The following is a 15,080-nucleotide window of genomic DNA, read 5'->3' on the forward strand; positions in this document are numbered from 1 at the left end:
TATGCTGCCTCTTGTACTCATTAGCGAGTACAGCATAACACAACCCACGCCGATCAGTAACGTCTCTGCCACTCGGCATCGCTCATCAGGGTATCTTTCTGCCCCATGAAGTAGCGATAGTAGGCATCATACGCCAGCACGTTTTTCACGTATCCGCGGGTTTCCGAGAACGGAATACTCTCGACAAACGCCACGGCGTCGATGCGTCCGGCGCTGTTGCCGAGCCAGGTACGCACGCGACCCGGCCCCGCGTTATAGGCCGCCGAAGAGAAGATGCGGTTATTGCCGAACTGCTGATACACGTACTGGAGATAGCTGGTACCGATGTTAATGTTGGTATCCGGATCCAGCAGCTGTGACGGGCTGCTGTACCCTGGAATATTAAACATCTTCACCGTATGCGTCGCCGTACCCGGCATGATCTGCATCAGGCCACTGGCACCTACCGGGGAACGGACTTTCGGGTTCCACGCGCTCTCCTGACGGGCAATCGCCATCGCGTAACTTTGCGGGATATCTTTACCGCGGGTGTAGCGTTCGAAAAGATCGTTATAAGCCAGTGGGAAACGCTCTTCGAGATGATCCCACAGCTTACCGGCGATCGTCGCCTGCACGCTCAGATCCCACCAGTGATTATCAAAGGCATAGCGGGCAAGCTGGGCTTTTTCGTCAGTGGTGCGGCTGGTCACCAGATTCGCCCACTCGCTGCGCGCGGTATTGTCCATGTTCCAGTACATCAGCTCGCGCACGCGCGCCATTTCCGGCCCCTGCGTCAGCGCCGGGTTAGCATTCGCGGGCGCTTTATCAATGCGGAAGGTGTACTCCTCGCCCAGACGCTGTGCGGCCGCCATCGGGTAGAACCCGCGCTCCTGCATCAACGCATGGAGGATCTCTTTGGCTTCATCATCACGACCGCGCTCCATTAGCAGATCGGCCTGCCAGTAGCGCCATTCGTCCTTTTCTTTCGCTTCCATAGGCAAACGCGCCAGCCAGGTATTCAGCCCCCGGCGATCGCCCGTCCCCAGCGCCATTCGCACACGACGTTCCACCAGCGAGGTGGAGTTTGAGCGCATAATCGCATCGTCTCGCCAGCGCGCCTGTTCGTCGGTCACATCCGTGCCCATCAGTCGCCATGCAACGATGTCGCGCAACTCCTGGGTTTGGTCTTCATTGAGCTGCTGCGCCTGCACCAGTTGCGGGATCATCAGCCGCGCGTTTTCCACATCGTCACGCGCTACGCTGGCGAAGGCTACCGCCGCCATCTGGCGGGTAAAATCAGTCGCCCCCGTACTGCGCGCAAAGGTCAGGACGCTGTTGGGATCGTTTGCCAGTGCAATAACTGCCGAGGAGATCGTCTGGTAATCAGACGGCATCTGCCCCGCCAGCGCGGTCACCAGACGCGTGTTTCCGGCTTTCATCGCCAGACGGATGCGCTCAAGGTAGGCCAGCGGGTCCTGCTTGCCGGAGGCGCGCCATGCGCCAAACAGCGAATCGCAGGCGTTTGGCTGGCTTTTTCCGGTCAGCCACAGCTCTTTCGCCCCAGACCAGGCCTCCTCCTGCTGACCGGTGGCCCATTTCGCATAGTAGTAGTTACACTGGGCTTCGGTGGTATTCGGCTTATCAGGACTGAACGCCAGCAGGCCACGCCAGTCTTCACGGCGCGCCAGTTCGTTCACAAAGCGAGACTGCAGAGTCCGCGCCGGCGGCAGGGTCGGGTTCGCCTGAATGAAATTATTTACGGTGACGGTCGGTTGATTCATGAGATCGTCAGTGATCTGACGATACTCCAGATACGGATACAGCGGATAATCCTTCAGCGTCGGCATCAGCGCCTGCACGGTTTCCATCTGCTTGTTGTCCCACGCCTGTTTAATCTGGGCGTAGCGGTTACGTTGTTCATCCAGTGAATCGGCATGCACCGCCTGGCTTACCGCCATTACGCATACGCTGGCAGCCAGCAGACGCCAGACCACCCGTTTGGCTTTTTCCACAAGCTCTTCCTCATTGTTTTTTCGTCAATTGCAGCGTCTTGCCACGTCAAAGTCTAATCAACTTATGCTAACCAGGCATCCTGCAACGCGCCACGTCATGGACACTTTTTTACCTTTCTTGCGCGTTTTAACACTCCCGACGTTCCTGGCTGGGATTAGGACGGGAAAAAGGCTACACTTCGAGGCTGAATTCCATTCTCATTACGATAAAAGAGGCGAAGTCCAACGTGGCTCAATTCGTTTATACCATGCATCGTGTCGGCAAAGTGGTTCCGCCGAAACGTCATATTCTTAAAAATATCTCGCTGAGCTTCTTCCCGGGCGCAAAAATTGGTGTTCTGGGTCTCAACGGTGCCGGTAAGTCCACCCTGCTGCGCATCATGGCCGGCATCGATACAGACATCGAAGGTGAAGCCCGTCCGCAGCCTGGCATCAAAATTGGTTACCTGCCGCAGGAACCTCAGCTGAACCCGGAACACACCGTCCGTGAGTCCGTCGAAGAAGCCGTTGCTGAAGTCGTCAACGCCCTGAAAGGCCTGGATGAAGTGTATGCCAAATACGCCGAGCCGGATGCGGACTTCGATAAACTGGCCGCACAGCAAGGCAAGTTTGAAGAGATCATCCAGGCGCACGACGGCCACAACCTGAACGTGCAACTGGAGCGCGCCGCTGACGCTCTGCGTCTGCCGGACTGGGATGCGAAAATTGCAAACCTCTCCGGTGGTGAACGCCGCCGCGTGGCGCTGTGCCGCCTGCTGCTGGAAAAACCAGACATGCTGCTCCTCGACGAACCAACTAACCACCTGGATGCAGAATCCGTAGCGTGGCTGGAACGCTTCCTGCACGACTTCGAAGGCACCGTGGTGGCGATTACCCACGACCGTTACTTCCTCGACAACGTTGCCGGCTGGATCCTGGAGCTGGACCGCGGTGAAGGTATTCCATGGGAAGGCAACTACTCTTCCTGGCTGGAGCAGAAAGATCAGCGTCTGGCGCAGGAAGCGTCTCAGGAAGCGGCGCGTCGTAAGTCTATCGAGAAAGAACTGGAGTGGGTACGTCAGGGCACGAAAGGCCGTCAGTCCAAGGGCAAAGCCCGTCTGGCACGCTTTGAAGAGCTTAACAATACCGAATACCAGAAACGTAACGAAACCAACGAACTGTTTATTCCACCTGGAGCACGTCTGGGGGATAAAGTGGTTGAAGTGACCAACCTGCGTAAGTCCTACGGCGACCGTGTGCTGATCGACGATCTCTCTTTCTCCGTACCGAAAGGGGCTATCGTTGGGATCATCGGTCCGAACGGCGCGGGTAAATCGACCCTGTTCCGCATGATGTCCGGTCAGGAACAGCCTGACAGCGGTTCTATCACCCTGGGTGAAACCGTGAAGCTGGCGTCCGTTGACCAGTTCCGTGACGCGATGGATAACAGCAAAACCGTCTGGGAAGAAGTTTCCGGCGGTCTGGATATCATGCGTATCGGCAACACCGAGATGCCAAGCCGCGCCTACGTTGGCCGCTTTAACTTCAAAGGCACCGACCAGGGCAAACGCGTAGGCGAGCTGTCCGGCGGTGAGCGCGGTCGTCTGCACCTGGCGAAGCTGCTGCAGGTGGGCGGTAACGTACTGCTGCTCGATGAACCAACCAACGACCTGGACATCGAAACCCTGCGCGCGCTGGAAAACGCCCTGCTGGAGTTCCCGGGTTGCGCGATGGTTATCTCGCACGACCGTTGGTTCCTTGACCGTATCGCGACCCACATTCTGGACTACCAGGATGAAGGTAAAGTGGAGTTCTTCGAAGGTAACTTCACCGAATACGAAGAGTACAAGAAACGCACGCTGGGCGCAGACGCGCTGGAGCCGAAGCGTATTAAGTACAAGCGTATTGCGAAATAAAAGCAAAACGGCAACTTCGGTTGCCGTTTTTTATGGTTGCTCCCTCTCCCCGTGGGAGAGGGTCAGGGTGAGGGCATCAGGCCGCACATAATCACCCGCCCACGTAATACCGCTTCACCTCATCAAACTGCATTGCAAAGTCGATATAGCTCATCAGCGCAGGCGAGTTGAGCTTACGGCTCGGATAGGCCAGCCACAGGTCGTTTCCTTCGACGCGCCATTCCGGCAGCACCTGCACCAGTGCCCCTTTCTCGACCTTATCTTCCAGCAAAAAGGCCGGAAGCAGCGTGATCCCTGCACCGGCAATCGCACATTCGCGGGCGTATACCAGATTATCGGTCATGTGCGCGTTATCCGGCAGGTAGCGGTAATCTTCGCCTGCGCTTTGCAGCAGCCACTCGGACCAGGCTTTGTGGGTAATACAGCGGTGCTCCACCAGCTGGCGAGGATGCGTCAGCGGCTCCCGACGCGCCAGGTACGCCGGTGAAGCCATCATATAGCGCGGGCAATGGCCGATCATCCGGCCTATCAGAGAGGAGTCCTGTGGCTTACCTGTTCGCAGTGCCACATCAAAGCCTGACTCGACCAGGTCCAGCACGTCATCAGAAATGGAAACATCGAGCGAAACGTCAGGATAGCGGAGCTGAAATTCGGCGTTCATATGCGCCAGTAATGTCGCACCAATCCCTGCCGGGCAGGTGATGCGAAGCCGCCCGCTTGGGTTTTCGCGCAGGCGCTGAATGGCGTACTCCGCCCGCTCGCTGGCCGCCAGCATCTCCCGGCAGTGGACAAGATAGTGTTCACCCGCAAACGTCAGATTCAGCCGGCGCGTGGTGCGGTTAAGCAGGCGGATCCCCACCTGCTGTTCAAGCTGGCTGATGCGCTGGCTCACGCTGGATTTCGGCAGGTCGGCTTTCTGCGCTGCGGCAGTGAAGCTCCCCATCTCAGCCACCAGCGCAAACAGCGCCATGTCCTGCAGCTGTTTAAACATGATTGTTCATCCTGTACGAACGCTAAGTTCTTGATTGTCCATCTTATCACGCGCATGGCCACTTAATAGACTAGTCTCAACAAAACGTATTCCATTGAGGAGCACACCATGTCAGTCAAAGCCATTGCCGTTAACCCAGAAAATCCTTCCACTTTCATTGAAATCACTTCGCCAATGCCGCAGCCCGGCGAGCACGATCTGCTGGTGGAGGTGAAAGCCGTCTCCGTTAACCCGGTGGACACCAAGGTGCATGCAAGCCTGGCCCAAAACGGGCTGAATGCGCCGCGCGTGCTCGGATGGGATGCCAGCGGGATCGTCAAAGCCGTTGGGGCGGGCGTCACCGGATTCAAACCGGGGGATAAAGTGTGGTACGCAGGCGACATCACCCGTCCGGGCAGCAACACCACCCATCAGTTGATTGACGCGCGCATTGTCGGGCACAAACCCTCAAGCCTCGGCTGGGCGGCTGCCGCTGCCCTCCCGTTGACCGCACTCACCGCGTGGGAAGGCCTGTTTGAACGGCTGAACATTCAGGATGCTGGCGCAGACAAAACGCTGCTGATCATCGGCGGTGCGGGTGGGGTGGGATCGCTGGCGATCCCCTTTGCGAAGCACAACAGCAAGGTGAAGATCATTGCCACGGCTTCACGAGACGATTCCGCCCGGTGGTGTCGCGATCGCGGTGCAGATGTGGTGGTGAACTACCACGACCTGAAAGGCGAGCTGGCGAAACAGGGACTCACCTTTGTGGATTATATTTTCATCCTCAACGACACCGACGGACACTGGGATGCGGTCAGTGACCTGATTGCGCCTCAGGGGCATATCTGTTCCATCGTTGAGAACGCGCATCCGCTGAACCAGGACAAACTGAAATCGAAATCCGCCGCCCTGCACTGGGAATTTATGTACACCCGCAGCATGTACCAGACCGCTGATATGGCGCGTCAGGGTGAAATCTTAAATGAGGTGGCGAAGCTCGTGGATACCGGTGTGGTGGAAAGTTCGCTGAGTGAAACGCTGCACGGGCTGAGCGTGGAAAGCATTACCGAGGCGCACCGTAAAGTGCTGGACGGGCATATGCGCGGGAAAGTGGTGGTTGAGTTCTGAGTGGTTTGATGCCCTCACCCCGGCCCTCTCCCACAGGGAGAGGGCGGTTAACGCTTATCCCTGCTCCCCCATCATCTCCCTCACCAGCTCGACGCAGCGCAGGAAACGGGAGTCGTAATCCGACTCTTCCACATGCACAAACTCAACGTTGTTCTCCCTGAGCATATCCACCAGCATGGTCTGGAACTCACGCCTGTCCACGGAGCTGCCAAGGCTACGCATGCCGTCAGCCACCCACGGGGTGTTGTTTTCCAGCAGGATCACCAGGTCAAAGCGGTATTCATCAATCAGCGCCTGCACGAACGGGTGTTCGCGCCCTTCGTACTTTTTACAGAACGCCTGCGTGGTCACGAAATCGGTATCGATAAACGCCACCTTGTTGGCGTATTTCACCGCGAAATCAATGTACTGGGCATGCCCAAGCGCGATTTTATCGTAGTCGGAATACTGCAGGGCCATCTCATCCCCACCCAGATGGGAGAAGACATAATCGCGTCCGTACTCCCAGGCACTGGTGGTGTTGAAGATATTCGCCAGCTTATTGACCAGCGTTGATTTCCCGCTCGACTCGCCGCCCAGGATCGCCACCGTACGCACGAAAAACGGCTTCACCTCAGTCGGGATGTAATCCCAGTAGCGGAACGGGTTTTCGCGGATCTGCGCCCCGCTGATGTTCATAAAGGTGCGCTTCGGATCGATAAGCACCGTTTCAATGCCCAGATGCTCGCGGAACTGCGGCGCGTCGGACGCTTCAGAGGTGTAGATCCAGTTCGGGGCAATGCCCTTCTCTTCCATAAACGCCTTGATGCCGTTGCTCCACACATCCCAGCCGTGCGGATAGGGCTCCATGCCCTCTTCATTGAAAGCATGAATGCGAATATTTTTCTGATACTTGAAGGTCTGAAGCAGCCAGCGCAGGCGGTCCGGCACGGTCGGCTGCTGCGACATGGCGCTGTCCTCAAACAGCTGGCGATCGCGGGTTTCGTCGTACCCCATGATGATATGCAGTTCATCCACCTGACTACAGGCGCGCTGGATCAGATAGATATGCCCGGTATGCAGCGGGTAAAACTTGCCAAACACCACGCCGATGTTCTTTTGCATACGCGGAAATTCAAGCCCCAGAAAGCGGTGCAGCGCTTCCAGCTTCTGCGCGCTGGGGCTTTTGATTTTGGCGTTCAGCAGCTGGCTAAGGTAGCCTTTGGTCATACCGCTGGCGTCCGCCACCTGCTGCAGCGTGCAGCCCTTCTGACGGATTGCGGTTTTGATGTAGTCAAATGATGACATAAATTACGGTGCCTCCTGCAAAATCGAATACGTAATTATAAGTCGTCAAAGACATTTAACGCATCTGCGAGTTTTTTCACGCCAAATACCTGCATCCCTTCCGGGATTTTTTTCGGCACGTTAGCGGCCGGAACGATCGCCCGGCGGAAACCGTGTTTTGCCGCCTCGGAGATACGCTCTTGCCCGCTGGGCACCGGACGGATTTCCCCGGCGAGGCCCACTTCGCCGAAGACGACCAGATCCTGCGGCAGCGGTCGGTCACGCAGGCTGGAGACCATCGCCAGCAGCAGCGCCAGGTCCGCGCTGGTCTCAGTGACTTTGACGCCGCCGACCACGTTAACGAAAACGTCCTGATCCGCCATCTGCAGCCCGCCATGACGGTGCAGCACCGCCAGCAGGATCGCCAGACGGTTCTGTTCCAGACCGACCGCCACGCGCCGCGGGTTGCCCATCATCGAGTGATCGACCAGCGCCTGAATTTCGACAAGCAGCGGGCGCGTCCCTTCCCACAGCACCATCACCGAACTGCCGGAGGTGATTTCATCGCCACGACTGAGGAAGATGGCCGACGGGTTGCTGACTTCACGCAGCCCCTGTTCGGTCATGGCAAACACCCCCAGTTCGTTCACCGCCCCAAAGCGGTTTTTGTGGCTGCGCAGGGTACGGAAACGGGAGTCCGCGTCGCCGTCGAGCATTACGGAGCAGTCGATACAGTGTTCGAGCACTTTTGGCCCCGCCAGCGAGCCGTCTTTCGTGACGTGGCCGACCATCACAATTGCCACACCGCGCGTTTTGGCAAAGCGCGTCAGGTAGGCCGCCGTTTCACGCACCTGCGCCACGCTGCCCGGCGAGGACTGAATGTCCGCCATATGCATCACCTGGATGGAGTCGATCACCATCAGCTTCGGCTGCTCTTCTTCGGCGATCATACAGATCTGCTCGATGCTGGTTTCCGACAGCATGTTCAGGTTGCCCGTGGGCAGACCCAGACGGTGCGCGCGCATCGCCACCTGCTGCAGCGACTCTTCGCCCGTGACGTACAGGGTTTTCATCTGTTCGGCGAGCTTGCAGAGCGTTTGCAGCAGCAGGGTCGATTTACCCGCGCCAGGGTTACCGCCGATAAGAATGGCGCTGCCCGGCACCACGCCGCCGCCGAGCACGCGGTCAAACTCTTTGAAGCCGGTGGAGAAGCGCGGCAACGCTTCAAGACTGATGTCCGAAAGCTTTTGTACCTTCGCCACACCGGCATTACCCGCATAGCCGCTCAGGCGTTCGTTGCGCGCCACGCTCGGCGAAGCCGCCACACCACGCACTTCGGTGATGGTGTTCCAGGCATGACAGGCGCTGCATTGCCCCTGCCAGCGCGGATAATCCGCACCACATTCATTACAGACAAATGCGCGTTTTGGAGCTTTCGCCACGTTTTACCTCGTTATTTCTGATTAAGGCTGCCGGAGAGAATGCAGAACACCCCCATCAGGTCAGCATGACGGATAGTCACTTCCGTCTTTTCATTCACTTTTGGCTTGGCATGGTAGGCAATGCCAAGTCCGGCCGCTTTGATCATCGGCAGGTCGTTTGCGCCGTCCCCGATGGCGACGGTCTGCACGACCGGAATTTCATATTTTTCCGCCAGACGGGTCAGGGTGTTGGCTTTGTACTGAGCATCCACAATATCGCCGATCACCTGGCCGGTCAGTTTACCGTCCATGATCTCCAGCTCATTAGCCACCACGGTGGTCAGATGCAGTTTTTCCCGCAGATAATCTGCGAAGAAGGTGAAGCCCCCGGAGGCTATCGCCACTTTCCAGCCAAGGGACTGGAGCTTCAGCACCAGCTGCGTCAGCCCTGGCATCAGCGGCAGCACATCGCGCACCTGGCGCAGGATGTTGGCATCGGCCCCTTTCAGGGTCGCCACGCGCTGTCGCAGGCTGGCGGTGAAGTCCAGCTCACCGCGCATCGCACGCTCGGTCACTTCCGCTACCAGCTCACCGCTGCCCGCCAGTTTGGCGATCTCGTCGATACATTCGATCTGGATCGCCGTCGAGTCCATGTCCATCACCAGCAGACCCGGCGTCTTCAGGTGCGGAATTTTGCCCAGCGGGGCGACATCCAGCCCGGCGTCATGCGCCAGACGCGTTGCGCGCTGCGTCAGGGAGCCAGCCAGGCGAATGACCTGGTAGTCTTCCACGCACCAGGCGGCGACGATAACCATCGCAGCGCCCAGCTTGCTTTGATACTGGGTCAGGCGTTGCTTATCCAGACCGCGTCCGTAGAGGAGCCAGCCGCTACGACCGGCGTGGTAATCCAGAGGCATCACCTCATCGCCACTTAAAGAGAGCGGCAATCCTGGCCATAAAGAGACATCCGTTGGCAGGTCACACCAGGTAATGTTCGGCATTAAAGCTCCTGTAATTTCGTTCGCGCCGGAAGGTTGCAGAGGGAAAATAACGCATGAGGCTACCCTGTAACCATCACTTCTGGCAACATTAAGCCGTAAATTTTCAGCAGGTGGAATATGGCTCGCGCAAAACTGAAATTCCGGCTCCATCGCGCCGTGATTGTCCTCTCCTGTCTCGCACTGTTAGTGGTGCTGATGCAAGGGGCGTCGTGGTTCAGCCAGAATCATCAACGGCAACGCAATCCGCAGTTTGAAGAGCTGGCCCGCACGCTGGCACGCCAGGTGACGTTTAATATTGCGCCGTCCATGCGTACCGAAACGCCGGACGAAAAACGTATAGGCCAGGTTTTACGTCTGCTGACGGAAAACAGCCGCATCCTGGATGCCGGTGTCTATGATGAGCAAGGCGACCTGATTGCCCGCGCGGGCGAACATGTCGACGTACGCGACAGGCTGGCGCTGGACGGTAAAAAAGCTGGCGGCTATTTCAACCAGCAGATTGTCGAACCCATTCAGGGGAAGAATGGTCCGCTGGGCTATCTGCGCCTGACCCTTGATACGCATACTCTGCCAACCGAAGCCAAACAGGTTGATAACACCACCAACATTCTGCGCCTGATGCTGCTGCTTTCGCTCGCCATTGGCGTGGTTCTCGCACGCACCCTGCTTCGGGGCAAACGCTCGCGCTGGCAACAATCCCCGTTCCTGCTGACCGCCAGCAAATCCGTTCCCGAAGACGAAGAGAGCGAGAAGAAAGAATAGTGATAAAGTAGGCGGATGATTCGGAAAAGGAACTCTGCCATGACGACGTTACGCCTGCTTATCTCTGACTCTTACGATCCCTGGTTTAATCTCGCGGTTGAAGAGTGCATCTTCCGTCAGATGCCCGCTACCCAGCGCGTCCTGTTTCTCTGGCGCAACGCCGATACGGTGGTTATTGGCCGCGCGCAAAACCCGTGGAAAGAGTGCAACACGCGGCGTATGGAAGAGGACAATGTTCGTCTGGCGCGCCGCAGCAGCGGCGGTGGCGCGGTGTTTCACGATCTGGGCAATACCTGCTTTACCTTTATGGCGGGTAAACCGGAATACGACAAAACCATCTCCACCTCGATTGTGCTCAACGCGCTCAATGCGCTCGGCGTGACGGCGGAAGCTTCCGGACGTAACGATCTGGTGGTCAAAACGCCCGACGGGGATCGCAAAGTATCCGGCTCTGCCTATCGCGAAACGATGGATCGCGGGTTCCACCACGGCACCCTTCTTCTTAACGCCGATCTCAGTCGGCTGGCGAACTACCTGAATCCCGACAAGAAAAAGCTGCAGGCGAAGGGAATTACCTCCGTGCGCGGCCGCGTGGCGAACCTGGTCGAGCTGCTGCCGGGCATTACCCATGAGCAAATCTGTGAGGCCGTGCGCGAGGCGTTCTTCGCGCATTACGGCGAGCGCGTGGAAGCTGAAGTCATTTCGCCGGATAAGACGCCGGACCTGCCAAATTTTGCAGAAACGTTTGCCCGCCAGAGCAGTTGGGAGTGGAACTTCGGCCAGGCACCGGCCTTCTCTCACCTGCTGGATGAGCGTTTTACCTGGGGCGGCGTGGAGTTGCACTTTGACGTCGAGAAAGGGCATATCACCCGCACGCAGGTGTTTACGGACAGTCTGAATCCGGCGCCGCTGGAAGCGCTTGCGGCACGTTTACAGGGCTGTTTGTACCGGGCGGATATGCTGCAGCAGGAATGTGACGCGTTGATTGGGGATTTTCCGGAGCAGGAAAATGAGCTGCGGGAGTTGTCAGCGTGGATTGCACAGGCCGTGCGCTAGGTGCGGTCTGGTGCCCTCACCCCGGCCCTCTCCCACAGGGAGAGGGAGGGAAGAGACAGAATTACTCTTTATCGCCCAGCAGAACGGATTCCAGCGCGATTTTGATCATGTCGTTGAAGGTGGTCTGACGCTCGGCAGCGGTGGTCTGCTCGTGGGTACGGATGTGGTCAGACACGGTGCAGATAGTCAGCGCTTTCGCACCGAACTCAGCCGCGACGCCGTAGATGCCCGCCGCTTCCATTTCCACGCCCAGGATGCCGTATTTTTCCATCACGTCGAACATCTCGCCGCCGTCTGGTGCATAGAACAGGTCAGCGGAGAACAGGTTACCCACGCGCGCGTCCACGCCCAGTGCTTTTGCTGCGTCAACCGCGTTACGCACCATGCCGAAGTCGGCAATCGCCGCGAAGTCATGATCTTTAAAACGCATACGGTTAACTTTGGAATCGGTGCAGGCCCCCATACCAATCACCACATCACGCAGCTTAACGTCCATGCGCACCGCACCGCAGGAGCCGACGCGGATGATTTTCTTCACGCCGAAGTCGGTGATCAGCTCTTTGGTGTAGATAGAGCAGGACGGGATACCCATACCGTGGCCCATTACAGAGATTTTGCGGCCTTTGTAAGTCCCGGTGAAGCCCAGCATGCCGCGAACGTTGTTCACTTCACGCACGTCTTCGAGGAAAGTTTCTGCAATGTGCTTCGCGCGCAGCGGGTCGCCCGGCATCAATACGACGTCAGCGAAATCACCCATTTCTGCATTAATGTGAGGAGTTGCCATCTTCAGTTCCTTTTACATTGTTGTTTTTGCCGGGTGACGGCTACGCCTTACCCGGCCTACATTCTCTTCTCCCTCTCCCTGTGGGAGAGGGTTGGGGTGAGGGCATCAGGCCGCACCCAACATCATTCAGAACATGGCCTTGCCATATTCCATGTCAGACGTACCAAAGTATTTCGCGATAGTCTGGCCGATGTCCGCGAAGGTTTCACGGTGACCGAGCGAACCGGGTTTCACTTTCGGGCCGTACACCAGCACCGGAATGTGCTCACGGGTGTGGTCGGTACCGGTCCAGGTTGGGTCACAGCCGTGGTCCGCGGTCAGGATCAGAATGTCATCTTCTCCTACCAACTCCATCAGCTCCGGCAGGCGGCGGTCAAACAGCTCCAGACCGGCTGCATAACCCGCTACGTCGCGACGGTGACCCCAGGAGGAGTCGAAGTCCACGAAGTTGGTAAAGACGATGGTGTTGTCGCCCGCGTCTTTCATCTCTTTGATGGTGGCATCAAACAGCGCATCCAGACCGGTCGCTTTCACTTTCTTCGTGATACCGCAGTTGGCGTAAATATCCGCGATTTTACCCACGGAAACCACCTGACCGCCTTTTTCATCAACCAGCTTCTGCAGCACAGTAGGCGCCGGTGGCTCAACGGCCAGATCATGACGGTTACCGGTACGCTGGAAATTACCCGCTTTGTCGCCGATAAATGGACGCGCGATAACGCGGCCAATGTTGTAGCCGCCTTCGGTCAGCTCTTCACGGGCGATTTCGCACAGCTCGTAGAGTTTATCCAGGCCAAACGTTTCTTCGTGGCAGGCAATCTGGAACACGGAGTCAGCAGAGGTGTAGAAAATCGGCTTGCCGGTTTTCATGTGCTCTTCGCCCAGCTCGTCCAGAATCACGGTACCGGAGGAGTGGCAGTTACCGAGGTAGCCCGGCAGATTGGCACGCTTCACCAGCTTATCCAGCAGTTCCTGCGGGAAGCTGTTCTCGTGATCGGAGAAATAACCCCAGTCGAACAGCACCGGCACACCGGCGATTTCCCAGTGCCCTGACGGGGTGTCTTTACCGGAAGAGAGTTCGTGCGCCCAGGCGTAGGCACCCACTACTTCCGCGTTGCCGTCCATACCGGCGGCGATTTTGCCGGTAGAACCTTCATGCGCTTTGACCAGGCCGAGGCGGGTCAGGTTGGGTAGAGTCAGAGGGCCTTTACGACCGTTGTCCGCTTCGCCTTTTGCACAGGCTTCCGCGATGTGACCCATGGTATCGGAACCCACGTCACCAAAACGTTCTGCATCTTCGGTTGCGCCGATGCCGAATGAGTCCAGCACCATAATAAATGCACGTTTCATAATTGTTCTCCGTACGTAGTGCTTCAAAAATTATCGATCAGATCAGTATACCGCTATTCGGTGATACGGCGATAGACCGTCGGTGTGGTTTCTGGCGCTTTGTCATCAAGCACAATGGCCGCTTTCACCGCTTTCGCCGCTTCCTGCCAGCTGGCTTCGTCTTTCGCGTGGATCACCGCCAGCGGACGTTGGCCGTCAACGCTGTCGCCCAGGCGGGCCATATCGGTAAAGCCAACGCTGTAATCAATGGTGTCTGAGGCCTGACGACGACCGCCGCCCATCGAGACCACCGCCATACCCAGCGCACGGGTGTCCATGGCGGAGACAAATCCTTCACTGTCGGCATACACCGCTTTGCTGAGCGTCGCGGTTGGCAGGTACTTCGCATAGTTTTCGACGAAGTCTGTCGGGCCTTTCTGTGCGGCAACCATGCGGCCGAAGATCTCCGCCGCTTTGCCGTTGTCCAGCACCGCCTGCAGCTTCGCGCGCGCTTCGGCGTCGTCTTTGGCGAGCTTGCCGGAGATCAGCATCTCCACGCACAGCGCCATGGTGACGTCGAACAGGCGCGGGTTACGGTATTCCCCCGTCAGGAACTGCACCGCTTCACGCACTTCAACTGCGTTACCGGCGCTGGAGGCCAGCACCTGGTTCATGTCCGTCAGGAGCGCGGTGGTGCGCACGCCTGCGCCGTTGGAGACGCCAACGATCGCTTCGGCCAGCGCTTCAGAGAGTTCATAGGTTGGCATAAACGCGCCGCTACCGACCTTCACGTCCATCACCAGCGCATCCAGACCTTCCGCCAGTTTCTTCGCCAGGATAGAGGCGGTGATCAGCGGGATGGAGTCAACAGTCGCGGTAATATCGCGGGTGGCGTAGAAACGCTTGTCTGCCGGAGCAAGTGAGCTGGTCTGGCCGATAATCGCCACACCAACGTCTTTAATAATGTCGCGGAAGCGGTTGTCATCCGGGAAAATATCGAAGCCCGGAATGGCTTCCAGTTTGTCGAGCGTACCGCCGGTGTGGCCCAGGCCGCGTCCGGAGATCATCGGAATGTAACCGCCGCAGGCGGCTACCATGGGGCCGAGCATCAGCGACGTCACATCGCCTACGCCGCCGGTAGAGTGTTTGTCGACAATCGGACCGTTAAGATTGAGGCTCTTCCAGTCCAGAACGGTTCCTGAATCTCGCATCGCCATGGTCAGCGAGACACGCTCGGGCATCGACATATCGTGGAAGAAGATGGTCATCGCCAGGGCCGCAATCTGCCCTTCAGAGATGGTGTTATCACGAATGCCGTTGATAAAGAAGCGAATCTCTTCGTCGCTTAATGCATGACCATCACGTTTTTTACGAATAATTTCTTGTGCGAGAAACACGGTAACCCCCATGAGGAATCGGGTGAAGGGTGGCGGGTACGGTTTACCCGACCACGATCCGGGTAGGCCGGGTAAGC

12 protein-coding genes are annotated in these 15,080 nt (G+C 57.7%); 4 read left to right on the plus strand and 8 right to left on the minus strand.

The window, feature by feature from the left end:
- Positions 1 to 53 precede the first annotated feature (53 nt).
- Positions 54 to 1,991, minus strand: coding sequence for a murein transglycosylase (gene sltY / locus C5687_RS03505; RefSeq protein ID WP_104556415.1), 1,938 nt, complete (start codon positions 1,989 to 1,991; stop codon positions 54 to 56).
- A gap of 227 nt (positions 1,992 to 2,218) precedes the next feature.
- Between sltY and ettA the strand changes: the two genes are divergently transcribed.
- A complete protein-coding gene (gene ettA / locus C5687_RS03515; RefSeq protein ID WP_025758053.1) occupies positions 2,219 to 3,886 on the plus strand; it encodes an energy-dependent translational throttle protein EttA in 1,668 nt (555 codons plus the stop codon).
- Between the two features lie 91 nt (positions 3,887 to 3,977).
- Here ettA and C5687_RS03520 read toward each other — a convergent pair whose 3' ends face one another.
- A complete protein-coding gene (locus C5687_RS03520) occupies positions 3,978 to 4,877 on the minus strand; it encodes a LysR family transcriptional regulator (protein ID WP_095441740.1) in 900 nt (299 codons plus the stop codon).
- 108 nt (positions 4,878 to 4,985) lie between these two features.
- Between C5687_RS03520 and C5687_RS03525 the strand changes: the two genes are divergently transcribed.
- Positions 4,986 to 5,987: a zinc-binding alcohol dehydrogenase family protein gene (locus C5687_RS03525; RefSeq protein ID WP_104556416.1), complete on the plus strand. Its 1,002-nt coding sequence runs from the start codon at positions 4,986 to 4,988 to the stop codon at positions 5,985 to 5,987.
- Between the two features lie 54 nt (positions 5,988 to 6,041).
- Here C5687_RS03525 and nadR read toward each other — a convergent pair whose 3' ends face one another.
- Genes nadR through serB form a run of 3 tightly spaced genes read right to left on the minus strand, consistent with a single transcriptional unit; the run spans position 6,042 to position 9,675 of the window.
- Positions 6,042 to 7,274, minus strand: coding sequence for a multifunctional transcriptional regulator/nicotinamide-nucleotide adenylyltransferase/ribosylnicotinamide kinase NadR (gene nadR, locus C5687_RS03530; RefSeq protein WP_025757503.1), 1,233 nt, complete (start codon positions 7,272 to 7,274; stop codon positions 6,042 to 6,044).
- A 35-nt stretch (positions 7,275 to 7,309) separates the two neighbouring features.
- A complete protein-coding gene (gene radA / locus C5687_RS03535) occupies positions 7,310 to 8,695 on the minus strand; it encodes a DNA repair protein RadA (RefSeq protein WP_045284834.1) in 1,386 nt (461 codons plus the stop codon).
- A gap of 11 nt (positions 8,696 to 8,706) precedes the next feature.
- Entirely contained in the window at positions 8,707 to 9,675 is a 969-nt protein-coding gene (serB, locus tag C5687_RS03540) for a phosphoserine phosphatase (RefSeq protein ID WP_025757501.1), read from the minus strand.
- A gap of 117 nt (positions 9,676 to 9,792) precedes the next feature.
- On the opposite strand from serB, the gene C5687_RS03545 reads away from it, so the two are divergent.
- Both C5687_RS03545 and lplA read left to right on the plus strand, forming a co-directional pair.
- Complete coding sequence (locus C5687_RS03545; RefSeq protein WP_025757499.1) at positions 9,793 to 10,437, plus strand: YtjB family periplasmic protein; 645 nt, start codon at positions 9,793 to 9,795, stop codon at positions 10,435 to 10,437.
- A gap of 39 nt (positions 10,438 to 10,476) precedes the next feature.
- Positions 10,477 to 11,493 carry a lipoate--protein ligase gene (gene lplA, locus C5687_RS03550; protein ID WP_095441742.1) on the plus strand — a complete coding sequence of 339 codons (1,017 nt, stop codon included), beginning with the start codon at positions 10,477 to 10,479 and terminating at the stop codon, positions 11,491 to 11,493.
- Positions 11,494 to 11,554: 61 nt separating this feature from the next.
- Here lplA and deoD read toward each other — a convergent pair whose 3' ends face one another.
- From deoD to deoA, 3 genes are all read right to left on the minus strand, one after another.
- Entirely contained in the window at positions 11,555 to 12,277 is a 723-nt protein-coding gene (gene deoD / locus C5687_RS03555; protein ID WP_013095492.1) for a purine-nucleoside phosphorylase, read from the minus strand.
- A 126-nt stretch (positions 12,278 to 12,403) separates the two neighbouring features.
- Complete coding sequence (deoB, locus tag C5687_RS03560) at positions 12,404 to 13,627, minus strand: phosphopentomutase (protein WP_104556417.1); 1,224 nt, start codon at positions 13,625 to 13,627, stop codon at positions 12,404 to 12,406.
- 53 nt (positions 13,628 to 13,680) lie between these two features.
- Positions 13,681 to 15,003, minus strand: coding sequence for a thymidine phosphorylase (gene deoA / locus C5687_RS03565; RefSeq protein WP_045284838.1), 1,323 nt, complete (start codon positions 15,001 to 15,003; stop codon positions 13,681 to 13,683).
- Positions 15,004 to 15,080 lie beyond the last annotated feature (77 nt).

Origin of the sequence: Enterobacter sichuanensis (genome assembly GCF_002939185.1) — a bacterium.
GTDB classification, from domain to species: Bacteria; Pseudomonadota; Gammaproteobacteria; order Enterobacterales; family Enterobacteriaceae; genus Enterobacter; species Enterobacter sichuanensis.